Below are 25,413 nucleotides of genomic sequence, written 5' to 3'. Positions count from 1 at the left end.
CGATGGTGTGGCCCTTGCCCTTGAAGAACTCAAGGAAATCGCTGCGGATCTGGGAAGTTGTGAATTTGACGGGAGTATTCATGGGGGACTGGCAGGTAAGCTGGCTAGCGGGTCCCGACCACCCCTACGGGTGCGGGAATTCGGGACTACCGAAACCCTGAAAGGGTATCAGGCCCAGCCCGCTCAGTCCTCAGGATCGTAACGGGTGGCTTGGCGGATGCAGCCGCCGTCAAAGCCACGCCGGGCCAGCAGGTCCGCCGCCTTGCGTCGCTGGACCAGTTCCTGCGGGCCGTTTTCGCCAAATCTGCGGCATACCAGATCCCTGGCGTTGTCCAGCCAGTCGCCCTCAAAGGTTGCCATGGCCGCCTCGATCTGGTCGCTGTCCAGGCCGTGGGTACCCAGCTCTGCGCGGATATGCAGCGGGCCATAGCCGGTATTTGCGCGATTGCGCACCAAGGTTTCAGCAAACCGTTCATCGTCCTGCCAGCCATCGGCTGCCAGACGTGCTATCGCCGCATCCACCTCATCAGCATCCAGGCCGCGGCTCTTGAGCTTGCGCCCGAGCTCCTTGCGGGAGTGCTCCCGTCTTACCAACAGCCCCAATGCGCGCTGCAGAGGCGTCTGTTCCCGGCGGCGCTTGCCCGCCTTGGGTACGGCGTCTTCAAAATCATTCATGGCATCTATCGCCAGCCGAGGTGGCGCCATCCTTGGCGTTCAGCCTCCTGGATAAAATGCCGCGGAGGCGGGCAGCGTCACTGACGATGCGCCGCCCGCCCCCACGGGAAACTCATTCCTCGTCAGCGTCGCTGTCGTCGCCTTCTTCACGCGCCGCCTCGCTGGGCTGGAACTTCTCGCGCAGCTCGGCTTCGAGCTTGGCTGCCAGCTGCGGGTTGTCACGCAGGTAGCCACGGGCGTTGTCCTTGCCCTGGCCAATACGCTCATCACCGTAGCTGTACCAGGCGCCAGCCTTCTCAACCAGCTTGGCTTCCACGCCCATGTCGATCAGCTCACCCTCACGGCTGATGCCCTCGCCGTACAGGATCTCGGTGATTACCTGCTTGAACGGCGGTGCCAGCTTGTTCTTCACCACCTTGATCTTGGTCTGGTTACCAATGATCTCGTCGCCCTTCTTGATCGCGCCGATACGGCGGATATCCAGGCGCACGGAGGCGTAGAACTTCAGTGCGTTGCCGCCAGTGGTCACTTCAGGGCTCTGGCCCGGCATCATCACGCCAATCTTCATGCGCAGCTGGTTGATGAAGACCACCAAGGTATTGGAGCGCTTGATGTTTCCGGTCAGCTTGCGCAGCGCCTGGCTCATCAGGCGGGCTTGCAGACCCGGCAGCTGGTCGCCCATCTCGCCTTCGATTTCGGCCTTGGGGGTCAACGCAGCGACCGAGTCGACCACCAGGATGTCCACCGAGCCCGAACGCACCAGCATGTCGGCGATTTCAAGCGCCTGCTCACCGGTATCCGGCTGCGACAGCAGCAGGTCGTCCACGTTGACGCCCAGCTTGGCAGCGTAGATCGGGTCCAGTGCATGCTCGGCATCGATGAAGGCCGCGGTGCCGCCCATCTTCTGGCACTCGGCAATGGCCTGCAGGGTCAGCGTGGTCTTGCCGGAGGACTCCGGACCGTAGATTTCAACAACGCGCCCCTTCGGCAGACCGCCAATGCCCAGAGCGATATCCAGCATCAACGAACCGGTGGGGATGGCCTCGACGGGCTCGACCACACGGTCGCCCATGCGCATCACCGAACCCTTGCCGAACTGCTTCTCGATCTGGCTCAGTGCAGCGGACAGCGCGCGCTTCTTGTTCTCGTCCATCGGGTTCGTCCTCGTCGTTGATTTCGTAGATTTCGTCATGGGGTCCACTGTAGAGGTGTCGTATCGCAAAGGCTGAGACTGCAAACGAGACGACAAAATTATTTGGCCGGCAAGGATACCGGCAGCAGCACAGGCAACTGCCTAACGTAAGGAAAACAGGCAGTTATGACTGCGACACTTCCCATCAGCGGTTCGGCCTGAGCAGGCCGCAATACAGCCCTTCGATCGAGAAGTCCTGGTCTGGCAGCACTTCGATAGGCGCGTAATCCGGATTGCGCGGCAACAGGCGGATGCGATCCTTGGCGATCTTCAGCAATTTGACGGTGATCTCGTCATCGATACGCGCTACCACGATCTGCCCGGAACGGGCGTCGCGGGTGCGGTGCACACCGATCAGGTCGCCATTGAAGATTCCTTCGTCGATCATCGAGTCGCCCTGCACTTTCAGCAGGTAATCAGGGGCAGGCGAAAAAAAGACCTTGTCCAGCACCACGTAGTCATCCGAGCCGATGTCCGCGCCGATCGGCAGGCCGGCTGCCACCCGCCCAAGGATCGGCAAGCGCAGTACATCGTCATTGGCCGCGGCGTGTACGACGGCGGGGGCTGCCCCCTCCTCGCTCTCCTGACGTACCAGGCGGATGCCACGGGCCCGCCCCGGCACGCGCTCGATGGCGCCCGCGGCTTCCAGTGCATCAAGGTGGTACTGCGCCGAACGCACGCCCTTGAATCCAAATGCCCGGGCGATCTCGGTTTGCGACGGCGGCATGCCCTCGGCCTCGATGCGCTCTGCGATCAAGTCAAGGATGGCTTGCTGGGTATCGGTCAGGTTCATGGTTAGTAGTATTACTACTAACGGACGGCAATACAAGCCCCCGCTTGCGTACGACGCGACAGGCCAAGCGCTATTGCACTATCAGTGGTGGCGGCCACTACGCCAGATGGAGAACACGATCCAGACGCCGCACACGCCAGCCCCCAGGAATCCGCACACACCCAGCGCCAGCAGCCAGCGACTGGAAAACCCGCCTACGCTATGCATGACGATCGACGAGCCGATGATCAGGGCCGCAGTGATCACACCCACCACCAGGCGGTTGGCGGCGCGGTTGACCTGGTCGCCAAAGCCCTGCAACGCAGACGTTTCCACCTTCAACTTCAGTTGCCCACGGCGCGCCGCCTTGACCAGTCCGCGCAGTTCCCGCGGCAATTCGCCAGCGAAGTCCAGCAGTCCAAGCAGGCTGCGCCGGCCCCGCTTGAGCAGGGCACGCGGGGCGTATCGCTGCATTACCACCCGCTCGAGAAACGGGCGCGCCGCAGTGGCCATGTCGAAATCCGGGTCCAACTGCCGGCCCATGCCCTCCAGGGTGAGGAAAGCCTTGATCATCAATGCCAGGTCAGCCGGCAAGGTCAGGCTGTAACTGCGCAGCAACTGGGTGATGTCGCCCAGCATCAAGCCTATGCGCAGGTCCTTGAGCGGTACGCCCCGGTATTGATCGACGAACTGGCTGATGTCCTGGTGCAGGCGCGCTTCGTCGACTTCGACACCACCGGCCCAATCCAGCAACACATCCGCCACGGCCTGTGGCTCCTGCTCAACCAGGCCATGCAGCAGTTGCGCGACCTGGAAGCGACGCGATTCCGATAGCGCGCCGACCATACCGAAATCGATTACGCCAATGCGGCCGTCGCGCAGGTAGAAGATGTTGCCCGGGTGCGGATCTGCGTGGAAACAGCCATCTTCCAACACCATCTTGAGCACGATATCGGCGCCACGCCGTGCCAGTTCGGCGCGGTCCAGGCCTGCCGCATCCACGGCGTTCAGATTGCGCCCCGGGATGCCATCCACCAGGTCCTGCACGTTCAGGCTTTCGCAGGTCCACTGCCAATGCACCCGCGGAATGAGGATGTCATCGCGTCCTTCGAAGTTGCGCGCGATGCGCTCGGCGTTGCGACATTCGGCGGCAAAATCCATTTCGCTGCGCAAGGAGACGGTGAACTGCTGCACCACTTCGGCGGGCCGGTATCGGCGCAGGTCTGGCAGGCGTGCTTCCACGATCTCGGCCAGCCGCGCGAGCAGGCGCAGGTCCGCTTCAACCACATCGCGGATGCCAGGCCGACGGATCTTGAGCACCACCTCGCTGCCGTCATGCAGGCGTGCCCGATGCGCCTGCGCAAGTGACGCCGCCGCCAGCGGTGTCTCGTCAAGGAAGGCAAACACCTCGGCAGGTGCCGCGCCAAGATCCGCCTCCAACTGTTCACGGATCGCCGCGTACGGCAGCGCGGGCACGGCATTCTGCAACTCGGACAGTTCAGCGATCCATTCCGGTGGCAACAGGTCCACGCGGGTCGCCAATACCTGTCCGAATTTGACGAATGTCGGCCCCAGGTCCTGCATGGCGCTACGAACCCGTACCGGCGCGGTCATTCGCAGCATCTGCTGGCTGTCGTTCCAACGCAGCAGGCGACCGGCCCGTTCCAGCACATTGGCAAGTCCGGTGCGACGCACGATATCGCCGAAGCCATAGCGGATCAGTACCGCTGCAATCTCCTGCAGCCGCCCCAGATCACGAACGGTGCCCAGTGTTTCCCACATTGCCGCCTACCCCGGTTGCTGTCCGGTCCAGCATGTCACAGTTGTTCGCCGATACCGCGCAGGGCAGCCGCCACGGTCTGCCGGCGGATCGCATCGCGGTCGCCGTCGAACTGGAACAGTTCCGCGCGCGCATAACCGCCACGACGCTTCCAGCCGACCCAGACGCTGCCGACCGGCTTGTCCGGGCTGCCACCACCTGGGCCGGCGATGCCGGTCACCGCTACGGCAATGCCCGCACCGGAATTGATCAGCGCACCGGCCACCATTTCCAGCACGGTCTCGCGGCTGACCGCGCCGAACTGTTCCAGGGTTTGTGCGCGCACACCAAGCAGGCGCTGCTTGGCCTCGTAGCTGTAAACCACCATGCCGCAATCAAAGAATGCCGATGAGCCGGCGATGTCGGTCATGCATTTGGCGATCCAGCCGCCACTGCAGCTCTCGGCAGTGACCAGTTGCAAGGACGCCTGCTGCAGGCGCTGCCCAAGCGCGGCGGCCTGGGCGTTGAGGTCGGCATCGGTGGGATTGGACATCGGCGGCAACGCGAAGGGAGACCCCTCCCGTTTTACCGCAGATCAGCAGGCGCTGTCAGGGCGGCCAGGCCGCCCTGCACTCCTGGTTCACGCAGCGTAGCGCGCACGCACTTGCCGGCTTACCACTCCGGCAGCTTTTCCGGCAGCAGGGTGCGGATGATCGCTCCGTCCGCGCTGGCGGCCAGTTTTTCGGCCTCGGCGATGGGAATGTCCACCTCGATCAGCCAACCCTCTTCGTCGGCCTGCTCGCTGCGAATGACATCCAGCTGATGCAGGCGCGAACGCAGACGCCCCGCACTGGGCGGCAAGCGGATGCTGCCAGTGACATGCTGCAGGCCCAAGCGCTTGCCTAGGACCGACTGCAGCAACTCCAGGCCGCGCCCGTCGCGTGCGGAGATCCACACCCGCTCGCGGCGCGCCTCATCCGGCACGCCATCCTGGGCGTCGTGGCGCACTTCGGCGCCCTCGATGCGATCGATCTTGTTGAACACCAGCAACTGCGGCAAATCACCCGCACCCACCGCCTGCAAGACCTCATCCACCTGCGCGATGCGCTCCTCGCGCAACGGGTCGGCGGCATCAACCAGATGCAACAGGAAATCGGCTTCGCGCGCTTCGGAAAGGGTCGAGCGGAAAGCGGCAACCAGTTCATGCGGCAAATCGCGGACAAAGCCGACGGTATCGGCCAGCATGGCGTTGCCGCCTGGCAGCGTGATGCGCCGCACGGTCGGGTCCAGGGTCGCGAACAACTGGTCCGCAGCGTAGGCGCCAGCACCGGTCAAGGCGTTGAACAGCGTCGATTTGCCGGCATTGGTATAGCCCACCAGGGCGATACGCGGCATCTCGCTGCGTACCCGTGCGCGGCGCATCTGGGTGCGCTGCACCTGAACCTTTTCCAGACGTTTCTGCAGCTGCTCCACCCGTTTCTGCAACAGGCGACGATCGGTTTCCAGCTGGGTTTCGCCCGGGCCGCGCAGGCCGATGGAACCACCGCGCTGACGTTCAAGGTGGGTCCAGCCGCGCACCAGTCGCGTGGCCAGATGGCGCAACTGCGCCAGCTCGACCTGCAGCTTGCCTTCGTGGCTGTGCGCCCGCTGGGCAAAGATGTCCAGGATCAGTCCGGTACGGTCGATCACCCGGCGCTCCAGGTAGCGCTCGAGGTTGCGCTCCTGCACCGGGCTCAGCTGGTGGTTGACCAGGATCAGGTCGGCGCCGGTGGCGTCGGCTGCGGCCTTCACCTCTTCCAGCTTGCCACTGCCTATCAGCGTGGACGGATTGGGCCGGTCCATGCGCGCGGTGATGGTCGCCGCGATGCTGGCACCGGCCGAGCGTGCCAGATCGGAGAACTCCTCCAGCACATCCTCTTCCAACCGCCCTGCATGCGGCTGGATCAACAGCGCATGTTCGCCCTTTTTCGAGCGGTCAAACATGCGCCGCTACCTTCTTATTCGTTGTCGTTTTCGTTTTCGTCATCGCCTGCCTGGCTTCCATCACCCGATTGCACATAGCCGCCGCCCGGCCCCACACGCACGTTGCGTGCCGGTACCACGGTTGAAATGGCGTGCTTGTAGACCATCTGGCTGACGGTGTTGCGCAGCAGCACCACGAACTGGTCGAACGACTCGATCGTGCCCTGCAACTTGATTCCATTGACTAGGTAGACCGAAACCGGCACGCGCTCACGACGCAGTGCGTTCAGAAACGGATCCTGCAAAGACTGCCCCTTGGACATCATCTACTCCTCTGTTCTTGTTCTTATGGGCCAGTGCTGGCATCCCCCGCCAGCCCGGAACCCCGATGTTACACCGCCACGGGGCTTCCTACCTTTGCAGAAACAGCGATACCGCGTCCCGCAGATGGTCCATTTCGCTGGCAGGGTCGAACCAACGGGCGTCCAGCTCGCCGCGCAGCCAGGTGAGCTGGCGCTTGGCCAACTGGCGGGTGGCGAACACGCCCTTGTCGCGGAACTCGGCATGGCTGCCCTGCCCGTCCAGGAACTGCCATGCCTGGCGATAGCCCACCGCGCGGATCGCTGGCAGGTCCAGCGGTGCGGCTACCTCCGCCATGCGGGGCATGGCACGCAATGCGCGGACCTCGTCCAGGAAGCCGTTCTCCAGCATCAGGTCGAAGCGGCGCTCGATGCGCTGGTGCAGCACCGCGCGCTCGGCCGGGGCCAGCACCACCTTCAGTACACGCAGTGGCAGCGGCGCAGTGCCCGGCTGCGCCTGCCAGTAGCTGATCGGCTTGCCGGTGAGCCGATGGACCTCCAGCGCCCGCTGGATCCGCTGCGGATCGGTCGCATGAATGCGCTTGGCCGCGACCGGGTCGACCTCGGCGAGCTGCGCGTGCAACGCGGCCCAGCCACTGGCCTCAGCCTCGGCACTGATCTGCGCGCGCAAGGCCGGGTCTGCCTCCGGCATCGCCGACAACCCCTGCAGCAAGGCGCGAAAATACAGTCCGGTACCGCCCGCCAGGATCGGCAGACCGCCGCGGGCAACAATGCCTTGCGCCGCGGCCGCCGCATCGGCGGCGAATTCCGCGGCCGAATAGGTCTGCCAGGGATCGCGCAGGTCCAGCAGGTGATGGGGAACCCCGTCCTGTTCGACGCTGTCCGGCTTGGCGGCACCAATATCCAGACCGCGATACACCAGCGCCGAATCGACACTGACGATCTCGCCACCATGGGCCTTGGCCAGGGCAATCGCCGCAGCGGTCTTGCCCGATGCAGTGGGGCCCATCAAGGCAATGGCAAGCGGCCGTTGATCGACTGCCATCAGTCCTCGTCCGGCCAGCGCAACTGCGGCGCGGCATTGCTGCGCGGTACCGGCACGGCATCGAGGGCGGCCAGCACCTTCAGTGCATCAACGCTGGCGGCAACATCGTGCACACGGACGATCTTCGCGCCACGCTGCACAGCCAGCAAATGCGCGGCCAGCGAGCCGGCCGCCCGTTCTGCGGCCACAGTGCGCCCGGTAACCTCACCGATGCAGCGCTTGCGCGAGAAACCGGCCAACAACGGAAGCCCCAGATCGAGCAGGCGCGCCTGCGCTGCCAGCAAGGCGAAATTCTGCCCGGTGTCCTTGTTGAAGCCGTAGCCCGGGTCCAGCACCAGCCGCTTGCGCTCGATGCCCGCCATTTCGCAGGCAAAGATGCGTTCGGCGAGAAACCGCTGCACATCCCCGGCAATATCAACATAGTCCTGTGCGACGCCTGCATCGTAAGGGCCACCCACCGCGTGCATCAGCACCACCGCCGCCCCGGACATGGCGACCGCCTCCAATGCACCGGGCTGCTGCAGCGCCTGCACGTCGTTGACCATGCCGGCACCGGCAGCCAAGGCCGCGCGCATGACCTCGGGCTTGAAGGTGTCCACGCTCAGCGGCACCGCAACACGGCTGGCCAGTGCCTCGATCACCGGCACCACCCGGTCGATCTCCTCCTGCACGGACACCTCGACGGCACCAGGCCGTGTGGACTCTCCACCTATATCAAGCAGATCAGCCCCTTGCTCCACCAACGCCAGTGCGTGGGCGATGGCCGCATCCGTGCTGGCGTGTTGACCACCATCGGAGAACGAATCAGGCGTGACATTGACGATACCCATCACCTGCGCCCGGTCCAGCCGCAGAGGACGGCCCGCGCAATCCAGAACGGGAGCGGTGTCAAACATCATTTGTTCCTCGAACGGATCTTGTTGCCGATCAGGCTCAGCACGATGCCCAACACCACGCCTACGAAAATGCCGGCAAGGAAGTTGTCCGTCTTCAACCCGAAGGACACGCCTGCGACGGTGGCGATAATCATCTCGGGCACGTTCAACGGCGGCGGCTTGGGTTCGTTCATGCAATCACCAACAGAAAATGTCACCGCTATTCTCGCCCAGCGCGGCCACAGGCGCATAACGAAAACGGGCCGGCAAGCCGGCCCGTTTCCTGTTTTTCCACGCTACCGGGTCAGTGTTGGCCGGCCGGATCGGTGATCGGTGTGACCGGACGCTGGTCATCGCCACCCTTGCCATCATTGCTGCCGCTGCTGGGCGGGGTCTTGGCAACCCAACCTGCCGGCGGCGACGGCTCACGACCTTCCATCAAGGCCTTGACCTGCTCGGCGTCGATGGTCTCCCACTCCAGCAGCGCAGCGGTCATGGCCTCGACCACATCGCGCTTCTCTTCCAGGATCTTGTAGGCAACCTGGTACTGCTCGTCGAGGATGCGACGGATCTCCGCGTCCACCTTCTGCTGGGTGGCCTCGGAAATGGTCTTGCTGTGCATGCCATAGCCGGCTTCTTCGTCGGCGTAAACCATGGTGCCCATCACATCGGACATGCCGTACTTGGTGACCATGCCACGGGCCAGCTTGGTGGCACGCTCGAAGTCATTTGAGGCACCGGTCGACATCTCGCCAACGAAGATCTCCTCGGCGATACGGCCACCAAACAGGATCGCCAGCTCTTCCAGCATGCGGTCCTTGTACTTGCTGATGTGGTCGTGCTCCGGCAGCTGCCAGGTCACGCCCAATGCCCAGCCGCGCGGCATGATGGTGACCTTGTGCACCGGGTCGGCCTTGGGCAGCGACATGGCGACAACGGCGTGGCCGGACTCGTGGTAAGCGGTATTGCGACGCTCATCCTCGCGCATGACCATGCTGCGGCGCTCAGGACCCATGTAAATCTTGTCCTTGGCGTCCTCGAAGTCCTTCATGTCGACTTCCTGCTTGTTGCGACGAGCCGCAAACAGGGCGCCTTCATTGATCAGGTTGGCCAGGTCGGCACCGGAGAAACCCGGGGTACCGCGTGCCAGCACTTCCGGGCGCACGTCATCGGCGGCCGGCACCTTGCGCAGGTGCACACGCAGGATCTGCTCGCGGCCCTTGATATCCGGCAGGCCGACCATGACCTGGCGGTCGAAACGGCCCGGACGCAGCAACGCCTTGTCCAGCACGTCGGGGCGGTTGGTGGCGGCGATCACGATCACGCCCTCACCGCCCTCGAAGCCGTCCATCTCGACCAGCATCTGGTTCAGGGTCTGCTCGCGCTCGTCATGGCCACCGCCCATGCCCGAGCCGCGGTGACGGCCCACGGCATCGATTTCGTCGATGAAGATGATGCACGGCGCATGCTTCTTGGCCTGCTCAAACATGTCGCGCACGCGGCTGGCACCAACGCCGACGAACATCTCGACGAAGTCCGAGCCGGAGATGGCGAAGAACGGCACCTTGGCCTCGCCGGCAATGGCCTTGGCCAGCAGCGTCTTGCCGGTACCCGGCGGGCCCACCATCAGCACGCCACGCGGGATCTTGCCGCCGAGCTTGGTGAACTTGGTCGGGTCACGCAGGAACTCAACCAGCTCGCCCACTTCTTCCTTGGCCTCGTCGCAACCGGCAACGTCGGCAAAGGTGACTTTGATCTGGTCCTCGCCCTGCAGCTTGGCGCGCGACTTGCCGAAGGACATCGCGCCCTTGGCACCGCCGCCACCGCCCTGCATCTGGCGCATCATGAATATCCAGAAGCCAATCAGCAGCAATACCGGCAGGAACTGCAGCACCAGGCCCCAGAAGCCTGGACCGGTCGCCGGCTCCTGGCGAGCTACTTCAACGTTCTTGGAATACAACTGGTCCAGCAGCTTGGGGTCGGCCGGAGCAAACAGCTGCCCTTCCGAACCGTCCGAACGCTTGAAGCGCAGGTGGTTGGTGGTCAGCGTGGTCTTGTCGGTGTACTCCACCGATTTGATCCGGCCGGAGTCCACTTCCTGCAGGAACTGGGTGTAGTTGCGTGCGTCACCAGCCGCCACCGCGCCACCACGGGGCGCAAAGCTCTGGAACACCACCATCAGCACGACGGCGACAACCACCCACAACAGGAGGTTCTTGGTCAGGTCGTTCATCCTCATCGGCTCCGATGTCCCTCTATTTACTGACGCAATTCGTATGGTTGAGCTTACTTGATCTGGCTGCGCTTGCCCTGCCCGAGGGCATAAACCTCAGGTGAACGCTTGCGTGAAGCGTCCGGCTTGCGAATGGCGACCTTGTCGTACCGACGGCGCAACTCGCGCACGTAGTCGTCAAAGCCGACGCCCTGGAACAACTTGATCAGGAACGCCCCACCCGGCTTGAGATGGTTGTCGGCAAAATCCATCGCCAACTCCGCCAGGTGCATCATCCGCGGCTGGTCCACCGCATCCATGCCACTCTTATTGGGGGCCATATCCGAGAGAACAAGGTCCACCGGCTGATCGCCAAGCATGGCTTCGAATTCAGATAGGACGGTTTCTTCCCTGAAGTCGCCGTGAAGGAATTCCACGCCGGCCAGCGGCGGCATCTCCAGGATGTCCAGGGCAAGCACGCGGCCGGTATCGCCCATCTGTCTCCGCACCTGCTGAGACCAGCCGCCAGGTGCCGCGCCCAGATCCACCACGACCATGTTCGGTTTCAGCAGCCGGTCACGTTCCAGCAGCTCTTCCAACTTATAGGCCGCGCGCGAGCGCATGCCTTCCTTCTGGGCCTTTTTCACAAAAGGATCGGAAAAGTGTTCTTTCAGCCAACGCTGGCTGCTTTTGCTACGGGAAGGCATCGGCAATGGGGCTCACAGGGGTGGTCATGATACCCTGAACCCCCTTGATAACCCGTATTCCTGAATGTCCATCGTCATTACCCCGGCCCAAAACCGATTCCTGCGCGGCGTAGCGCACGATCTGAAAGCACTGCTGCAGATCGGTGGCAAGGGGGTTACCCCGGCCTTCCTGGCCGAGCTGGACGAGGTGCTGGAACGCCACGAGCTGATCAAGGTCAAGATTGCCGCCGAAGACCGTGAAACCCGCGACGCAATGGTTGCCGAATTGGTGGACGCCAGCGGTGGCGTGCTGGTGCAGCGTATCGGCCATGTCGCCGTGCTGTACCGCCCGGCCAAGGAAAAGCGCCAGATCGTGCTGCCCCGCGGCTGATCGCCGAGGACCCTCGTCATGTTGCTGAGCCGCGAACTGCCCGATTACACCTATTCCCTGCGTTCGGCCGATGGCCACCAGGCGACGGTGAATGCCCAGGTCCTCACGCATAGTTTCGTGCTTGCACCCAACCAACTGGTAGAAAACTGGCCAGTTGCGTCGGCAGCGACAATGAGCCCGGATGATCTGGACGTGGCCCTGGAGCAGGATCCGGAGCTGATCATCCTGGCCACCGGCGAGAAGCAGGTGTTTCCGGCGGCGGCAGTGATGGCCAAATGCCTGACCCGCGGCATCGGCATCGAGGTGATGAACAACGCCTCGGCGGCCCGGACCTACAATGTGCTGGCCGGCGAGAACCGCCGGGTTGTGATGGCCTTCATCCTGGACAGCAGCCACTGAGCTGGCCACTCGCAACAGACATGAGAAAACCCGGCATCGCCGGGTTTTTTTTGGGGCATTCCCCGCATCACAAACGGTCGACCGACCCGCACCAGAAGGGGCGCAAGTCGTCAGCTGTCTGCAGTCCGGGGAAGCGCAGCACAACCGGGCCGATGGCACGCGATTGGCGACACCGACGGGGTTCTGATTCCCGGGTGCGCTGCGCTTACCCGGGCTACGTTGCTGCTGCCTGACGCGCTGATCGACCTGCCAGCGCTTCCGGCAAAAGGCAGAGGAACCTGTCTGCCGTACACACCTAGCGCAATCGCAGAGGCTCGCCCTTCAGCCAGCACACCAGCAAGAGGGCAAGTATCACCGCGCCATTGAAAACAGCTAACGCTATCGGCGTGGTCGACGGCGGGAACAGCACGAATCCAGCCACCAGAAGTACAGCCGCCAATCCATAAACAAACCACCCCTGCCAGACCAATGGCCAGCCCCAGCCAATCCCATGCGTCTTGGCCTGGAACCAATAGCCCCGCTTCTGCATCTGCGCTCTCCCCACTGCCAGGACGGGCAACGATAGCAACGCATCGCAGATCACGTCACTGTCCTGCGCCGCCTTGAGGCATGAACAAACAAGGGGGCTGAAAGCTCCCTTGTCTTGATATCAGCACTGCAGCCGACTTACTTCCTCGGCAGATAGATCAGCGGATCGACGGGCTTGCCGTTGTAGCGGATCTCGAAGTGCAGCATGTCGCGCGAGGTGCCGGTACGGCCCATCTCGGCGATCTGATCACCGGCCTTGACGCTCTGCCCTTCATTGACCAGGCGCTTGCGGTTGTGGCCGTAGGCCGACAGCCACTGGTCGTTGTGCTTGATGATGATCAGCTCGCCATAACCCACCAGGCCCGCACCGGAATACACCACGACACCGGGGCCGGCCGCACGTACCGCCGCACCGCTGCTGCCAGCAATGTCGATACCCTGCTTGGTGGTCTCACCCGCGACAAAGCGGCCGACCAGCGCACCTTCGGCCGGCCAACGCCAGCCGATGCCGCTGTTGACCGGGGTGGCTGTGACCGCCGGCGCGGTTGTCACCGGTGTGCTGGTGCTGCCACCGGCCGGACGGGTAGTGCTGGCCGCGCTTCCACCCGGATACAGCCGCAGGGTTTGACCCGGATAGATCGTGTAGGGCTGCGAAAGGCCATTCCAAGCCGCCAGATCGCCCGGGGTGATGTTGTGGATGCGGGCCAATGCGTACAGGGTATCTCCGCGCCGTACCACCGCCGTCTGGCCCGGCTTGGGCACCGAGGTGCGCGGCGTGGTCGAGGTACCCGCCGACGTGGACCCGCCACCGGACGGCTTCACCACCGTTGCCGTGCCGCACGCGGCCAATACTCCAACCAGCAGCACGCAGGCCGCTCTGCCCAAACCCTTGCCCAGCACGTTTGCATTCATGCGAATTTCGCTCTCCAGACCAGCCAACCCACCAGGCCGACCACCAATACAGTGGCGATCCAGCCCAGCGGTTCTATCCAACGCCGCAGCGCCTGCGCCGCGCGCGCGCCACCAAAGCGGATTACCGCAGCCAGCACGAACACGCGCTTGCCGCGACCTACCAACATGCTCAAAAGATACTGCGGCAGCGGTACGCCAACGATACCCGAGGCCCATGTGAAGACCTTCATCGGAATGGGCATGAAGCCACCCAGTACCAGGAAGGTGAACACCGCCCAGGGCGACTCCACCATTTTTTCCTGCAGCGTGGCGATACCGGCCTCGATCGCCGGCAGCATGCCCATCCACTCGAATACCGGCTTGAGCATCTCGAAGGCGTAGTGACCGAGCGCGTAGCCAACCAGCGCACCGACCATCGAGCCGGCCAGGCTCAAGGTGGCAAACCACCAGCCCTTGCGCGGCTGTGCCACACACATCGGCATCAGCATCACTTCCGGCATCACCGGAAAGATGATGGCCTCGATGAAACTCAATACCGTCAAATAGGTGGGCGCCCGCTCGTGGCTGGCCCAGACCATTGCGCGGTCATACAACGGCCCGAAGATCTTCATTGCGCTGCAGTGTCCTTGTTAATCCAGCATTCCCGACAGCAACGGCACGAAGCTCACCGGCGCCAGCTCTTCCTGGACAATGGTGCCATCGGCCTGGCGGGTAAGTTGCAACAGCACCTGTCCGCCTGCGCCACCCACCGGCGCCACCAGGCGCCCACCGACAGCAAGCTGGTCAATCAATGCATCGACCAGTGCGGGCGCTGCTGCAGTCACCACGATTGCGTCGTAGGGGCCATGCTCTGGCCAACCGATTCGGCCATCATCGTGCTTGGTACGGATGTTCATGCCGAGCTGGCGGAAGCGCTTGCGCGCCTGCCGCAGCAGGTCGCCGATACGTTCGACGGTAAACACTTCCAGGCCCAATGCGCCGAGTATCGCCGCCTGGTAGCCCGAGCCGGTGCCCACTTCCAACACCTTCTTGGGTGACACGGCCAGTACCGCTTCGGTCATGCGCGCCACCACCCAGGGCTGGGAGATGGTCTGGCCATGGCCAATGGGCAGCGCCGTGTCTTCGTAGGCCCGCGAGGCCAGGGCCTCATCGATGAACAGATGGCGGGGCACCACCCGCACCGCGTTGAGCGTGGACTCATCGGCAATGCCGACCTCCCGCAGCCGGTCGACCAGCCGGTCCCGGACGCGCTGGGAGGTCATGCCAATACCGACGGCTTCGGGTTGCAGGCGCAGGCGTGGGGTCATTGCGTCTTCCCCAGCGACTCGGTCAGCCCGCCAACCCACCCGGCCACTTTTTCGAGCGCCTCGTAGCGGGTCAGATCAACCTGGATCGGAGTGATGGAAATATGGCCGGTGCGCACCGCATGGAAGTCGGTGCCAGGGCCAGCGTCCTGCTCGCTGCCAGCCGGTCCGATCCAGTACACGGTATTGCCGCGAGGGTCGGTTGCCGGGATGCAGGCTTCGGCACGATGACGGTTGCCCAGCCGGGTGACTTCAAAGCCGCGGATTTCGTCCCAGGGCAGGTCCGGCACGTTGACGTTGAGGATGGTATCGGCCGGCAGCGGATCGGCCTTCAGCCGGGCCACAATCTCAACCGCCGCCATCGCCGCGGTACGGAAATTCTTGGCCTCGTGCTTGTGCGTGACCAGCGACACCGCCACCGACGGCAGGCCCAGAAAGCGGCCTTCCATCGCCGCCGACACCGTGCCCGAATAGATCACATCATCGCCAAGGTTGGCGGCATTGTTGATCCCGGAGACCACAATATCCGGCTCATACTCGAGCATGCCGGTCAGCGCCAGATGGACGCAGTCGGTAGGAGTGCCCGCCACCGAACAGGTGTAGTGGTCGATGCGCCGCAGCCGCACCGGCTGGTCGAGCGTGAGCGAGTTCGAGGCGCCGGAGCGGTCCCGGTCCGGTGCCACCACGGTGACTTCATGTCCGGCGTTGCGGAGTTCCTCGGCCAACATCTTGATGCCGGGGGCATCCACACCATCGTCGTTTGATACAAGTACGCGCATTAAAGGCCTGGGTTACTGGATCAATCCGCGGCGTCCCCGTTTCCGTCGCCGCAATCGCCAATCCCCGTTCAGCACCGCTGACGGGAACCGACCTGAGCGGCCATGATACCGGAATGCGCAGCTGCACTTCCCCCTTCGCGGGACTTGCCTGCGATCAGGCGCACGTTACGCTGTACACATGTCGTATCCCGAAGATGAAGATGACGCCGCGCTGTTCCGCTCAGCCATCGGCGAAGTGACCCCGATGCGGCCGGTGGAAACAGCGGCCACCGGCAAGCCGCGGCCCAAGCCACGCGCGCGCATGGCTGAACAGGATGAATCCGAAGCATTGGGCGAGTTCGCCCGCCTGTTGCGCTCCAGCGCCCCGCTGGAGGCCGGAGACGTGGCCAGTTACCGTCGCGACAACTTGCCTGCACGCATGTTCCAGCGGCTCAAGCGCGGCCAGTATTCCGTGCAGGACGAACTGGACCTGCATGGCGCCACCGCTGCGCAGGCCGAATCCCTGCTGCGCGCATTCCTGCTCGAAGCGCGGGCGCACGAGCATGGCTGCGTGCGCATCATCCACGGCAAAGGCCTGCAGTCCGATGGCGGCGCGCCGGTATTGAAGAACCTTGTCGATCGCATGCTGCGCCAGCGCAACGATGTGCTGGCCTTCCACTCGGCGCCACCCACGCAGGGCGGAACCGGCGCGGTACTGGTGCTGCTGGCCAACCGCTGAGCGCCCCGCTCCCCAGCCACTACTGTTTCCGTGACGCGCGCAACTTGCCCATCACCGTAGTCCGGGTAAGCGCAAGCACACCCGGGGCCGTTCGCGTCGCGTTCTGAAGCGCCACTGGCTACCCGCTTCCCGGGTGCGCTTGCGCTTACCCGGGCTACGACTGCCTGCTTCCCGGGTGCGCTGTGCTTACCCGGGCTACGACTGCCCGCTCCCCGGGTGCGCTGCGCTTACCCGGGCTACGACTGCCTGCTTCCCGAGTGCGCTGTGCTTACCCGGGCTACGACTGCCTGCTTCCCGGGTGCGCTGCGCTTACCCGGACTGCGTTCTGGCCTAGCATTTAATCGGCGGTGTCTTCTGCACTGGGGGCTTCGGTTGCCGGAGCAGCCGCGATTTCATTGCGGCTCGCATCGGTCACTTCGCCCAATTCATGCAAGACCGCGGTGGCATAGCAACCCGGCGGCAAGGCAAACGAAACCTCCAGCACATCGTCAGCCAGCCATTGGTGCTGCATCAGCGATGGCTTCAGCCGCAGGGATCGCCGCTCTTGCTTGAGCCCGGCCTGCTCCAGCCCGGCGCGCAGCGCCAAGGCTTGCTCGTCGGCCAGCGCCTGTTCTTCCAGCGCACGCGCAGCATCAGCCGAACGCAGTTCGCCAACACCCCACAACGGTGCACTGGGATGGATATCAAAGCGCCCCAGGCGCTCGGCCAGCACCTCGCTCATCGGCTCCGGGCCGAACACCGAACGACTGCCGTCCAGCATCCACACCTCACCTTCGAGTGCCGAATCCCAGTTGCCCTGCTCCACGCGCGCAGCCAGCACGCGGTTGAACAAGGCCGAGCGCGCGGCCGACAACAACATCGAACGTTGGTCCTTGCGCACCCGCCGGCCGGCAAACATCTGCAGCGCAGCCGGCACATTGCCGCCGTCGCGACCAAAACGCTGCTCACCGAACCAGTTCGGCAAGCCGCGCGTCGCAATCAACTGCAGCCGCTGCTCGATCGCCGCCTTGCTGCCTTGCACGCCGCGCAGCACCAGCTTGAAACGGTTCCCTGCCAACGCCCCGCGCTGCAGCTTGCGGTTGTGCCAGGTGGATGCAAGCACGTGCAGCTCATTGGATTCCAGCAGCGCCAGATCCGGCGCCACGCGCTTGGGCAGGTGCACACTGAAACGCTGCGTGGTCACCGCATGACGGTCTTTCTGCCCGGCATAGCTGACGCCCATTTCCTGCACGCCCGCCCACTGCGCCAGCTGCTTGGCAATGGCAACCGTATTGGCATTGCGCTTGCGGATATCCAGCAACAGATGCTCGCCTTCACCGGTGGCATCAAAGGCCGGGATTTCATCTACCTGGAAGTCTTCCGGCACGCCGCGCATCGCCGCACTCAGCACCGGCTCGCCAAAGGCCAAGGGCAGCGCGTTCATGCGGCCACCAACAAGGCCACGGCCTGCGCAGCTATACCTTCTTCGCGACCGGTGAACCCCAACTTCTCGCTGGTGGTGGCCTTGATGCTGACCCGGCCCAGATCGATCTCCAGCAGCTGCGCAACCTTATCGCGCATTGCCAGTGCATGCGGGCCGACCTTGGGCCGCTCGCAGATCACGGTGATATCGACGTTACCGACCTGCCAGCCACGCTCACGCAGCAATTCATTGCAATGGGTGACAAAGCGGCTGCTGTCCGCGCCCTTCCAGCGCACATCGGACGGCGGGAAATGCACGCCGATATCCCCCAGCGCGAGCGCACCCAGCATTGCATCGCACAGCGCATGCAAGGCCACATCACCGTCGCTATGGGCAAGCACCCCGCGGCTGTGCGCTACGCGCACGCCAGCCAGCATGATGTGGTCGCCTTCACCGAAGGCATGCACGTCATAGCCCTGGCCGATACGGATGGGAGGAAAGGAAGCAGAAGAGTTCATGGCAGTACTTCTTGGCAGAGCCGACGCCAACGCGCCGGCAAGGGATCAGCTGCCGCGCCGCGACAGCTCGAATTCGAAACGGGCCAGATCGGCCGGAGTGGTGACCTTGAAATTGCTTTCAGCACCTTCTACAAGCAGCGGGCGGACGCCTTGCCGCTCCATCGCCATTGCCTCATCGGTGACATCAAGCCCAGCGGCGGCCGCATCCAGCAGCGCGCGGGTCAACTGATGGCGACGGAACAACTGCGGGGTCAACGCACGCCACAGCCGTTCACGCGGCTCGGTGCGGTCAATGCCGCCGTCGTCGCCCGCACGTTTGAGTGTGTCGCGCACCGGCGCGGCCAGAATGCAGCCCACCGGGTCCGCGCGCCCTACTTCCAGCAGACGACTCAAGTCGGCAGCGGCAAGATTGGGACGGGCCGCGTCGTGGACCAGCACGAAATCATCGGCGCGCACACTTTCCGGCAAGGCCTGCAAGCCGGCCAACACCGACGCAGCACGGGTCTCTCCTCCCACGCAGGTCAGCACCGGCTTGTCGGCAAACGAGCTCCAGCCCGGCCAGTCCGCATCATTCTCGGCAATGGCCACCATCACCCCTGCCACGCCGGGATGCGACAGCAGCGCCTGCAAGGTGTGGGCGAGCAGCGGCTCACCATCGGCCAGCAGGTATTGCTTGGGCACTGGCCCGCCAAAGCGGGCGCCGCGCCCAGCTGCCGGGACCACGGCCCAGGTCTGCACGATCACGGCACATTCTCCGGGGGTGATTGCAGGTCGCCCTGCCCCGCCGCAGCCGGTGCAGCCGGCGCTACGGGTGCCGCCACCGGCGCGTCTTCAACCACGCGGTAGAACTTTTCACCGGGCTTGATCATGCCCAGCTCGCTGCGCGCACGCTCTTCGATGGCAGCCTCGCCATCCTTGAGATCCTTGACCTCGGCGGCCAGGGCATCATTGCGTTGCTGCAGGCCGTCGTTGTCACGCTTCTGGTTGGCGACCTGGGCTTCGAGCATCATCACCTCACCCGAATTGCCCGGGCCGAACCAGAAGCGGTACTGCAGCCAAGCCAGCAGTACCGCCAGCACCAGCAGCAGCCAGCGCCAATTACGCATGACGATCAGCGCTTGAGCGAGACAAACGCGTCACGACCGGCATAGCGTGCACCGCTGCCGAGGGCTTCCTCGATGCGCAGCAGCTGGTTGTACTTGGCCACGCGATCGCTGCGGCACAGCGAGCCGGTCTTGATCTGGGTCGCGGTGGTAGCCACGGCGATGTCGGCGATGGTGGTGTCTTCGGTCTCACCGGAACGGTGCGAGACGATGGCCGCATACCCGGCCTTGTCGGCCATCGCGATGGCTTCCAGGGTCTCGGTCAAGGTGCCGATCTGGTTGACCTTGATCAGGATGGCATTGGCTGTGCCCGACTCGATGCCTTCGGCAAAGATCTTCGGATTGGTGACAAACAGATCGTCGCCAACCAGCTGCACCTTGTTGCCGATGCGCTGGGTCAGCAGCTTCCAACCGGCCCAGTCATTCTCGGCCAGGCCGTCCTCGATGGTGATGATCGGGTACTGCGCGGTCCAGTCGGCCAGGAAATCGACGAACTGCCCGGACGTCAGGCGCTTGTTCTCGCCGACCAGGTTGTACTTGCCGTTCTCGTAGAACTCGCTGGAGGCCACGTCCAGACCCAGCAGGATGTCTTCGCCAGCGTTGTAGCCGGCCTTGCCGATGGCTTCCAGGATGGTGTCCAGGGCTTCGACGTTGCTGCGGAAGTCCGGGGCGAAACCACCTTCGTCACCCACTGCCGTGCTCAGGCCGTGGCCCTTGAGCACCGACTTGAGCGCGTGGAAGATCTCGGTGCCGGCGCGCAGCGATTCGCTGAACGAGCTGAAGCCGACCGGCAGCACCATGAACTCCTGGAAGTCCACGTTGTTGTCGGCGTGGGCACCGCCGTTGATGATGTTCATCATCGGCACCGGCAGCGACGGCGCGGCGCCGGTCTTGCCGCCCAGGTACTGCCACAGGGCCTGCTTCTTGGAAGCCGCCGCCGCATGGGCGGCCGCCATGGAAACACCGAGCAGCGCGTTGGCGCCCAGGCGGCCCTTGTTTTCGGTGCCATCCAGGTCGATCAGGCGGCGATCCAGGCCCTGCTGGTCCTCGGCATCAAAGCCGACCAGAGCAGTGGAGATGGCGCCGTTGATGTTGGCCACGGCGTTGCGCACGCCCTTGCCCAGGTAGCGGGTCTTGTCGCCATCACGCAGTTCCACGGCCTCCTTGGTACCGGTCGAAGCACCGGACGGGACGGCGGCGCGGCCGAAGGAGCCGTCGGCCAGGGTGACTTCGGCTTCCAGCGTGGGGTTGCCACGGCTGTCGAGGATTTCACGGGCGTGGATCTTGGCGATGTTGGTCATGTCTGGGGGTCAGGCTCGTCTAGGTGCGTCGGGTTGTCGACGGGGAACACAAAAACCGTGCCGCAGTTTAGCCGAAGCGCGGGCCGGCGCGGCGCGTTGCTTTCGCCTGAAAGCGGCCAAGACCGATGAAACGAACAAGGCCCGCACGTGGCGGGCCTTGTTTGGGGTGCCTCCGCACCTGTAGAGCCGAGCCATGCTCGGCTGAGGCGTTACCGATAAAGCCCCTGCCGAGCATGGCTCGGCACTACATGCCCGTGTTTACGCGCGGGCTTCCTGCAGCAGCTTGCCGCCGGCCTTTTTCTCGCGCGCGGCGCGGATGAAGCCGATGAACAGCGGGTGGCCACCACGCGGGGTGGACAGGAACTCCGGGTGCGCCTGGCAGGCGAGGAACCAGGGGTGCTGGTCACGCGGCAGTTCAACCACTTCCACCAGGGTGTCGTCCATCGACTTGCCGGCAATTACCAGGCCCGCATCTTCCAACTGGGTACGGTAGCGGTTGTTGAACTCATAACGGTGACGATGACGCTCGGCCACCACGTCCTTGCCGTACAACTCACGCGCCAGGGTACCCGGCTTCAGGCGCTGCTCCTGCAGGCCCAGGCGCATGGTGCCGCCCAGGTCGGACTTCTCATCACGCTTCTCGACTTCACCGGTGGCGGTACGCCATTCGGTGATCAGGCCGATCACCGGGTTCGGCGACTGGCGGTCGTTCTCGGTGCTATTGGCGCCTTCCAGGCCGGCCACATGGCGGGCGAAATCAACCACCGCGGCCTGCATGCCGTAACAGATGCCGAAGTACGGCACCTTGTGTTCGCGGGCGTACTGCGAGGTCAGCACCTTGCCTTCGAAACCACGGTCACCAAAGCCGCCCGGCACCAGGATGCCGTCCACGCCTTCCAGCGCCGACAGTCCGGCTTCTTCCAGCTCCTGCGCCTCCAGCCACTTCAGGTTGACCTTGGTGCGCTGGCGCAGGCCGCCATGCTTGAGGGCCTCGCCCACCGACTTGTAGGCGTCCTGATGGTCGACATACTTGCCGACCACAGCGATGGTGACTTCGTCCAACGGATGCAGTGCGGCATCGAGCACCGATTCCCACTCGGTCAGGTCGGCCGGGCCGGCCTTGTCACCCAGCTTGAGCTGGTTGACCACGATCTCGTCCAAACCCTGCGCATGCAGGCCCATCGGCACGCGGTACAGCACTTCCACGTCCGGCACGCTGATCACGGCGCGCTCGGAAACATTGGTGAACAGGGAAATCTTGCGGCGCTCCGAATCCGGAATCGCATGCTCGGAGCGGCACAGCAGCACATCCGGCTGGATACCGATCGAGCGCAGTTCCTTGACCGAGTGCTGGGTCGGCTTGGTCTTCAGCTCACCGGCGGCAGCAATGTACGGCACCAGGGTGAGGTGCATGAACAGTGCCTTCTCCGGGCCACGCTCGGTGCGCACCTGGCGAATGGCCTCCAGGAACGGCAGCGACTCGATATCGCCGACGGTCCCGCCGATTTCCACCAGCGCCACGTCGAAACCTTCAGTGGCCTCGTCGATGCAGCGGCGGATTTCGTCGGTGATATGCGGGATGACCTGCACGGTGGCGCCGAGATAATCACCACGGCGCTCCTTGCGGATCACGTTTTCGTAGATGCGCCCGGTGGTCACCGAATTCTTACGGCTCAGGCGGTTATGAATGAAACGCTCGTAATGGCCCAGGTCCAGATCGGTCTCGGCACCGTCGTCGGTGACGTAAACCTCACCATGCTGGAAGGGGCTCATCGTGCCTGGATCGACGTTGATGTACGGATCCAGCTTCATCATGGTGACCTTCAGGCCACGCGCCTCGAGAATCGAGGCCAGGGACGCGGCTGCAATGCCCTTGCCAAGCGAGGACACCACACCACCGGTAACAAAAATAAGGGGGGTCACGGCTCACTGCCTCCCGGAAAGCCCTAGTTTAAAGGTTGTCGCCAAAACACCCAAGCGCTGGATGCGACGAGATCAAAAAAAAGACGCCCCGACCTGCGCCGGGGCGTCCTTGAAACCATGGAAAACCGCGTCAGCGACGGCGACGGGCTTCCTCTTCCTCTTCTTCACGCGGCTCGGCCTGCTGGCCAGCCTGCGCCTTGTCCTGCGCAGCGGCGGCGGCACGACGCTTGGCCTTCTGCTCGGCCTCGCTCTGGGCCTTGTCGACCGGCGCGTTCTGCGGGGTCTGGGGTGCCGGGCCCTTGTCGGCGGACTGCGCCATCACAAAAGGCACTGCCACAACGGTTGCGGCAACAGCAGCCAGGGCAAGCAATTTTGAAGTTTTCATCCGCTTCCTCCTCAGCATGTCCCGGGCCATAAGGCGGGACTTACGATTAACCAAGCATAGGATACCCGCCACCAGCTGCCCCCGCCCTGAATGACGGTACAAGGACCCGGGTGACGACCCGCGTGCAAAAATCCCCGCCAGACCGCACACTCGCACGTCGATTTGCGCCCTACCGAGATACATGAACGCCCGTTACAACGCCGCTGACATCGAAGTCCTTTCTGGCCTGGACCCGGTCAAACGCCGCCCTGGCATGTACACCGACACCGCGCGCCCGAACCATCTGGCGCAGGAAGTCATCGACAACTCGGTCGATGAGGCCCTGGCCGGCCACGCCAAGACCGTGGAAGTCACCCTGTTCAAGGATGGCAGCTGCGAGGTCAGCGATGATGGCCGCGGCATGCCGGTGGACATCCACCCGGAGGAAAAGATCCCGGGCGTCGAACTGATCCTGACCCGCCTGCACGCCGGCGGCAAGTTCAACAACCGCAACTACACGTTCTCCGGCGGCCTGCACGGCGTTGGCGTGTCGGTGGTCAATGCCCTGTCCACGCTGGTGGAGATCCATATCCGCCGCGACGGCAGCGAGCACCGCATCACCTTCCGCGATGGCGACCGCGCCAGCCCGCTGGAAGTGGTCGGCAGCGTTGGCAAGAAGAACACCGGCACCCGCCTGCGCTTCTGGGCCGACCCCAAGTACTTCGACACACCAAAATTCAACGTCCGCGCCCTGCGCCACCTGCTGCGCGCCAAGGCCGTGCTGTGCCCCGGCCTGACCGTCAAGCTGACCGACGAAGCCACCGGCGAAGTCGACACCTGGTATTACGAAGACGGCCTGCGTGACTACCTGAAGGCCGAGCTGGGCGAGCGCGAAATGCTGCCGGCTGACCTGTTCGCCGGTTCGCTGAAGAAAGAAACCGAGATGGTGGACTGGGCCGTGGCGTGGCTGCCGGAAGGCGAACTGGTGCAGGAAAGCTACGTCAACCTGATCCCCACCGCCCAGCACGGCACCCATGCCAACGGCCTGCGTACCGGCCTGACCGAGGCGCTGCGCGAGTTCTGCGACTTCCGCAACCTGCTGCCGCGCGGCGTCAAGCTGGCCCCGGAAGACGTGTGGGACCGCGTCTCCTTCGTGTTGTCGCTGAAGATGACCGACCCGCAGTTCAGCGGCCAGACCAAGGAGCGCCTGTCCTCCCGTCAGGCCGCCGGTTTCGTCGAGAGCGCGGTGCATGACGCCTTCAGCCTGTTGCTGAACCAGAACGTGGAACTGGGCGAGAAAATCGCGCAGATCGCCATCGAGCGCGCCAGCGCGCGCCTGAAGACCGAAAAGCTCGTCACCCGCAAGAAGGTCACCCAAGGCCCGGCCCTGCCTGGCAAGCTGGCGGACTGCATCAGCCAGGATCTGTCGCGCACCGAACTGTTCCTGGTCGAAGGTGACTCGGCAGGCGGCAGCGCCAAGCAGGCCCGCGACAAGGATTTCCAGGCGATCCTGCCGCTGCGCGGCAAGATCCTGAACACGTGGGAAGTTTCCTCCGGCAGCGTGCTGGCCTCGGAGGAAGTCCACAACCTGGCCATCGCCATCGGCTGCGACCCGGGCAAGGACGACCTGTCCGGCCTGCGTTACGGCAAGGTGGTGATCCTGGCCGACGCCGACTCCGACGGCCTGCACATCGCCACCCTGCTGGCGGCGCTGTTCGTGCGTCACTTCCCATCCCTGGTCGATGCCGGCCATGTGTTCGTGGCGATGCCGCCGCTGTTCCGCGTCGACGTGGGCAAGCAGGTGTTCTACGCGCTGGACGAGGAAGAAAAGCGCTCAATGCTGGACAAGATCGAGCGCGAGAAAATCCGCGGCCAGGTCAGCGTCACCCGATTCAAGGGCCTGGGCGAGATGAACCCCTCGCAGCTGCGTGAATCCACCATCCATCCGGACACGCGGCGCCTGGTGCAGCTGACGGTGGACGACGACGAACAGACCCGCTCGCTGATGGACATGTTGCTGGCCAAGAAGCGTGCAGCCGACCGCAAGGGATGGCTGGAGAGCAAGGGTGACCTGGCCTCGCTTGAGGTCTGATCCACACGTTCAGTGCATGCAGAAACCCGCCGGAGACGGCGGGTTTTTTTGTTTGCCTTGTTAGTGCCCCCTCTCCCCAACCCCTCTCCCGCAAGGGGAGAGGGGCTCAGACCACTTCAGGCTGAAGCCTCGCTTGAGGTCTGATCCACACGTTCAGTGCATGCAGAAACCCGCCGGAGAC

At 64.1% G+C, this 25,413-nt stretch carries 28 protein-coding genes; 4 read left to right on the top strand and 24 right to left on the bottom strand.

Going from position 1 to position 25,413, the window contains the following annotated elements; genetic code table 11:
* Positions 1-183: 183 nt before the first annotated feature.
* From recX to rlmE, 12 genes are all read right to left on the bottom strand, one after another.
* Positions 184-675, bottom strand: a complete 492-nt coding sequence (recX, locus tag RT460_RS15775) for a recombination regulator RecX (RefSeq protein ID WP_313320097.1) — start codon at positions 673-675, stop codon at positions 184-186.
* A gap of 112 nt (positions 676-787) precedes the next feature.
* Positions 788-1,828: a recombinase RecA gene (gene recA, locus RT460_RS15770; RefSeq protein ID WP_313320094.1), complete on the bottom strand. Its 1,041-nt coding sequence runs from the start codon at positions 1,826-1,828 to the stop codon at positions 788-790.
* Positions 1,829-2,012: 184 nt separating this feature from the next.
* Positions 2,013-2,660 (bottom strand): transcriptional repressor LexA, encoded by a 648-nt coding sequence (gene lexA, locus RT460_RS15765; protein ID WP_313320091.1) that lies wholly within the window; start codon positions 2,658-2,660, stop codon positions 2,013-2,015.
* Positions 2,661-2,741: 81 nt separating this feature from the next.
* Positions 2,742-4,421 (bottom strand): 2-polyprenylphenol 6-hydroxylase, encoded by a 1,680-nt coding sequence (gene ubiB / locus RT460_RS15760; RefSeq protein WP_313320088.1) that lies wholly within the window; start codon positions 4,419-4,421, stop codon positions 2,742-2,744.
* A gap of 35 nt (positions 4,422-4,456) precedes the next feature.
* Positions 4,457-4,951: a nicotinamide-nucleotide amidohydrolase family protein gene (locus RT460_RS15755; protein ID WP_313320087.1), complete on the bottom strand. Its 495-nt coding sequence runs from the start codon at positions 4,949-4,951 to the stop codon at positions 4,457-4,459.
* Between the two features lie 119 nt (positions 4,952-5,070).
* Positions 5,071-6,381: a ribosome rescue GTPase HflX gene (gene hflX / locus RT460_RS15750; protein WP_313320084.1), complete on the bottom strand. Its 1,311-nt coding sequence runs from the start codon at positions 6,379-6,381 to the stop codon at positions 5,071-5,073.
* A gap of 14 nt (positions 6,382-6,395) precedes the next feature.
* Positions 6,396-6,683 carry an RNA chaperone Hfq gene (hfq, locus tag RT460_RS15745; protein WP_313320081.1) on the bottom strand — a complete coding sequence of 96 codons (288 nt, stop codon included), beginning with the start codon at positions 6,681-6,683 and terminating at the stop codon, positions 6,396-6,398.
* Positions 6,684-6,771: 88 nt separating this feature from the next.
* Positions 6,772-7,725, bottom strand: a complete 954-nt coding sequence (gene miaA, locus RT460_RS15740) for a tRNA (adenosine(37)-N6)-dimethylallyltransferase MiaA (RefSeq protein WP_313320079.1) — start codon at positions 7,723-7,725, stop codon at positions 6,772-6,774.
* Positions 7,725-8,621, bottom strand: a complete 897-nt coding sequence (folP, locus tag RT460_RS15735; protein ID WP_313320077.1) for a dihydropteroate synthase — start codon at positions 8,619-8,621, stop codon at positions 7,725-7,727. The genes miaA and folP overlap by 1 nt, the downstream gene beginning before the upstream one ends.
* On the bottom strand, positions 8,621-8,794 hold the full coding sequence (locus RT460_RS15730) for a hypothetical protein (protein WP_313320076.1): 174 nt from the start codon (positions 8,792-8,794) through the stop codon (positions 8,621-8,623). Before RT460_RS15730 ends, folP begins: the two co-directional genes overlap by 1 nt.
* 110 nt (positions 8,795-8,904) lie before the next feature.
* Entirely contained in the window at positions 8,905-10,833 is a 1,929-nt protein-coding gene (gene ftsH, locus RT460_RS15725; RefSeq protein ID WP_313320074.1) for an ATP-dependent zinc metalloprotease FtsH, read from the bottom strand.
* Positions 10,834-10,886: 53 nt separating this feature from the next.
* Entirely contained in the window at positions 10,887-11,519 is a 633-nt protein-coding gene (rlmE, locus tag RT460_RS15720) for a 23S rRNA (uridine(2552)-2'-O)-methyltransferase RlmE (protein WP_313320072.1), read from the bottom strand.
* Positions 11,520-11,583: 64 nt separating this feature from the next.
* Here rlmE and yhbY point away from each other — a divergent pair, with 64 nt between their 5' ends.
* Positions 11,584-11,889 carry a ribosome assembly RNA-binding protein YhbY gene (yhbY, locus tag RT460_RS15715; RefSeq protein ID WP_313320070.1) on the top strand — a complete coding sequence of 102 codons (306 nt, stop codon included), beginning with the start codon at positions 11,584-11,586 and terminating at the stop codon, positions 11,887-11,889.
* An 18-nt stretch (positions 11,890-11,907) separates the two neighbouring features.
* A complete protein-coding gene (locus RT460_RS15710) occupies positions 11,908-12,288 on the top strand; it encodes an Mth938-like domain-containing protein (protein WP_313320067.1) in 381 nt (126 codons plus the stop codon).
* A gap of 295 nt (positions 12,289-12,583) precedes the next feature.
* Here the strand turns inward: RT460_RS15710 and RT460_RS15705 are convergent, their stop codons facing one another.
* From RT460_RS15705 to surE, 5 genes are all read right to left on the bottom strand, one after another.
* A complete protein-coding gene (locus RT460_RS15705; RefSeq protein ID WP_313320064.1) occupies positions 12,584-12,817 on the bottom strand; it encodes a hypothetical protein in 234 nt (77 codons plus the stop codon).
* Between the two features lie 137 nt (positions 12,818-12,954).
* Entirely contained in the window at positions 12,955-13,728 is a 774-nt protein-coding gene (locus RT460_RS15700) for a peptidoglycan DD-metalloendopeptidase family protein (protein ID WP_313320061.1), read from the bottom strand.
* Positions 13,725-14,339 carry a YqaA family protein gene (locus tag RT460_RS15695; protein ID WP_313320058.1) on the bottom strand — a complete coding sequence of 205 codons (615 nt, stop codon included), beginning with the start codon at positions 14,337-14,339 and terminating at the stop codon, positions 13,725-13,727. Before RT460_RS15695 ends, RT460_RS15700 begins: the two co-directional genes overlap by 4 nt.
* 18 nt (positions 14,340-14,357) lie before the next feature.
* Entirely contained in the window at positions 14,358-15,035 is a 678-nt protein-coding gene (locus tag RT460_RS15690) for a protein-L-isoaspartate(D-aspartate) O-methyltransferase (RefSeq protein WP_313320055.1), read from the bottom strand.
* Positions 15,032-15,811: a 5'/3'-nucleotidase SurE gene (surE, locus tag RT460_RS15685; RefSeq protein WP_313320052.1), complete on the bottom strand. Its 780-nt coding sequence runs from the start codon at positions 15,809-15,811 to the stop codon at positions 15,032-15,034. The genes RT460_RS15690 and surE overlap by 4 nt, the downstream gene beginning before the upstream one ends.
* Before the next feature lie 178 nt (positions 15,812-15,989).
* Between surE and RT460_RS15680 the strand changes: the two genes are divergently transcribed.
* Positions 15,990-16,529 carry a Smr/MutS family protein gene (locus tag RT460_RS15680; protein ID WP_313320049.1) on the top strand — a complete coding sequence of 180 codons (540 nt, stop codon included), beginning with the start codon at positions 15,990-15,992 and terminating at the stop codon, positions 16,527-16,529.
* 337 nt (positions 16,530-16,866) lie between these two features.
* On the opposite strand, the gene truD is transcribed toward RT460_RS15680, so the two are convergent.
* The 7 genes from truD to RT460_RS15645 all read right to left on the bottom strand — a co-directional run bounded on the left by truD (position 16,867) and on the right by RT460_RS15645 (position 23,161).
* Complete coding sequence (gene truD / locus RT460_RS15675; protein WP_313320047.1) at positions 16,867-17,952, bottom strand: tRNA pseudouridine(13) synthase TruD; 1,086 nt, start codon at positions 17,950-17,952, stop codon at positions 16,867-16,869.
* Complete coding sequence (ispF, locus tag RT460_RS15670; protein WP_313320044.1) at positions 17,949-18,449, bottom strand: 2-C-methyl-D-erythritol 2,4-cyclodiphosphate synthase; 501 nt, start codon at positions 18,447-18,449, stop codon at positions 17,949-17,951. The genes truD and ispF overlap by 4 nt, the downstream gene beginning before the upstream one ends.
* Positions 18,450-18,494: 45 nt before the next feature.
* Complete coding sequence (gene ispD / locus RT460_RS15665) at positions 18,495-19,190, bottom strand: 2-C-methyl-D-erythritol 4-phosphate cytidylyltransferase (protein ID WP_313320102.1); 696 nt, start codon at positions 19,188-19,190, stop codon at positions 18,495-18,497.
* A complete protein-coding gene (ftsB, locus tag RT460_RS15660) occupies positions 19,190-19,555 on the bottom strand; it encodes a cell division protein FtsB (protein ID WP_313320041.1) in 366 nt (121 codons plus the stop codon). The genes ispD and ftsB overlap by 1 nt, the downstream gene beginning before the upstream one ends.
* A gap of 5 nt (positions 19,556-19,560) precedes the next feature.
* Entirely contained in the window at positions 19,561-20,853 is a 1,293-nt protein-coding gene (gene eno / locus RT460_RS15655; RefSeq protein WP_313320038.1) for a phosphopyruvate hydratase, read from the bottom strand.
* Between the two features lie 258 nt (positions 20,854-21,111).
* The gene (locus tag RT460_RS15650; RefSeq protein WP_313320035.1) at positions 21,112-22,776 is read right to left on the bottom strand and encodes a CTP synthase; all 1,665 of its coding nucleotides are present in this window, start codon (positions 22,774-22,776) and stop codon (positions 21,112-21,114) included.
* Positions 22,777-22,906: 130 nt separating this feature from the next.
* On the bottom strand, positions 22,907-23,161 hold the full coding sequence (locus RT460_RS15645; protein WP_313320032.1) for a hypothetical protein: 255 nt from the start codon (positions 23,159-23,161) through the stop codon (positions 22,907-22,909).
* A 181-nt stretch (positions 23,162-23,342) separates the two neighbouring features.
* Between RT460_RS15645 and parE the strand changes: the two genes are divergently transcribed.
* On the top strand, positions 23,343-25,232 hold the full coding sequence (parE, locus tag RT460_RS15640; RefSeq protein WP_313320029.1) for a DNA topoisomerase IV subunit B: 1,890 nt from the start codon (positions 23,343-23,345) through the stop codon (positions 25,230-25,232).
* The last annotated feature ends 181 nt before the right edge of the window (positions 25,233-25,413 follow it).

Source organism: Stenotrophomonas sp., from assembly GCF_032061965.1.
In the GTDB taxonomy this organism is placed as follows: domain Bacteria; phylum Pseudomonadota; class Gammaproteobacteria; order Xanthomonadales; family Xanthomonadaceae; genus Stenotrophomonas.
The sequence above is the reverse complement of the archived record's forward strand: the minus strand, read 5'-3'. Positions and strand labels throughout refer to the sequence as shown.

Excerpts from the sequence above, each read along its gene's own strand:
- parE (WP_313320029.1), top strand. The coding sequence starts at position 23,343 with ATGAACGCCCGTTACAACGCCGCTGACATCGAAGTCCTTTCTGGCCTG.
- truD (WP_313320047.1), bottom strand. The coding sequence starts at position 17,952 with ATGAACGCGCTGCCCTTGGCCTTTGGCGAGCCGGTGCTGAGTGCGGCG.
- lexA (WP_313320091.1), bottom strand. The coding sequence starts at position 2,660 with ATGAACCTGACCGATACCCAGCAAGCCATCCTTGACTTGATCGCAGAG.
- ubiB (WP_313320088.1), bottom strand. The coding sequence starts at position 4,421 with ATGTGGGAAACACTGGGCACCGTTCGTGATCTGGGGCGGCTGCAGGAG.
- RT460_RS15755 (WP_313320087.1), bottom strand. The coding sequence starts at position 4,951 with ATGTCCAATCCCACCGATGCCGACCTCAACGCCCAGGCCGCCGCGCTT.
- hflX (WP_313320084.1), bottom strand. The coding sequence starts at position 6,381 with ATGTTTGACCGCTCGAAAAAGGGCGAACATGCGCTGTTGATCCAGCCG.
- RT460_RS15730 (WP_313320076.1), bottom strand. The coding sequence starts at position 8,794 with ATGAACGAACCCAAGCCGCCGCCGTTGAACGTGCCCGAGATGATTATC.
- ftsB (WP_313320041.1), bottom strand. The coding sequence starts at position 19,555 with ATGCGTAATTGGCGCTGGCTGCTGCTGGTGCTGGCGGTACTGCTGGCT.
- RT460_RS15700 (WP_313320061.1), bottom strand. The coding sequence starts at position 13,728 with ATGAATGCAAACGTGCTGGGCAAGGGTTTGGGCAGAGCGGCCTGCGTG.
- recX (WP_313320097.1), bottom strand. The coding sequence starts at position 675 with ATGAATGATTTTGAAGACGCCGTACCCAAGGCGGGCAAGCGCCGCCGG.
- RT460_RS15710 (WP_313320067.1), top strand. The coding sequence starts at position 11,908 with ATGTTGCTGAGCCGCGAACTGCCCGATTACACCTATTCCCTGCGTTCG.
- ftsH (WP_313320074.1), bottom strand. The coding sequence starts at position 10,833 with ATGAACGACCTGACCAAGAACCTCCTGTTGTGGGTGGTTGTCGCCGTC.
- RT460_RS15645 (WP_313320032.1), bottom strand. The coding sequence starts at position 23,161 with ATGAAAACTTCAAAATTGCTTGCCCTGGCTGCTGTTGCCGCAACCGTT.
- hfq (WP_313320081.1), bottom strand. The coding sequence starts at position 6,683 with ATGTCCAAGGGGCAGTCTTTGCAGGATCCGTTTCTGAACGCACTGCGT.
- folP (WP_313320077.1), bottom strand. The coding sequence starts at position 8,621 with ATGTTTGACACCGCTCCCGTTCTGGATTGCGCGGGCCGTCCTCTGCGG.
- rlmE (WP_313320072.1), bottom strand. The coding sequence starts at position 11,519 with ATGCCTTCCCGTAGCAAAAGCAGCCAGCGTTGGCTGAAAGAACACTTT.
- RT460_RS15705 (WP_313320064.1), bottom strand. The coding sequence starts at position 12,817 with ATGCAGAAGCGGGGCTATTGGTTCCAGGCCAAGACGCATGGGATTGGC.
- surE (WP_313320052.1), bottom strand. The coding sequence starts at position 15,811 with ATGCGCGTACTTGTATCAAACGACGATGGTGTGGATGCCCCCGGCATC.
- recA (WP_313320094.1), bottom strand. The coding sequence starts at position 1,828 with ATGGACGAGAACAAGAAGCGCGCGCTGTCCGCTGCACTGAGCCAGATC.
- RT460_RS15695 (WP_313320058.1), bottom strand. The coding sequence starts at position 14,339 with ATGAAGATCTTCGGGCCGTTGTATGACCGCGCAATGGTCTGGGCCAGC.
- eno (WP_313320038.1), bottom strand. The coding sequence starts at position 20,853 with ATGACCAACATCGCCAAGATCCACGCCCGTGAAATCCTCGACAGCCGT.
- RT460_RS15680 (WP_313320049.1), top strand. The coding sequence starts at position 15,990 with ATGTCGTATCCCGAAGATGAAGATGACGCCGCGCTGTTCCGCTCAGCC.
- yhbY (WP_313320070.1), top strand. The coding sequence starts at position 11,584 with ATGTCCATCGTCATTACCCCGGCCCAAAACCGATTCCTGCGCGGCGTA.
- ispF (WP_313320044.1), bottom strand. The coding sequence starts at position 18,449 with ATGAACTCTTCTGCTTCCTTTCCTCCCATCCGTATCGGCCAGGGCTAT.
- miaA (WP_313320079.1), bottom strand. The coding sequence starts at position 7,725 with ATGGCAGTCGATCAACGGCCGCTTGCCATTGCCTTGATGGGCCCCACT.
- RT460_RS15690 (WP_313320055.1), bottom strand. The coding sequence starts at position 15,035 with ATGACCCCACGCCTGCGCCTGCAACCCGAAGCCGTCGGTATTGGCATG.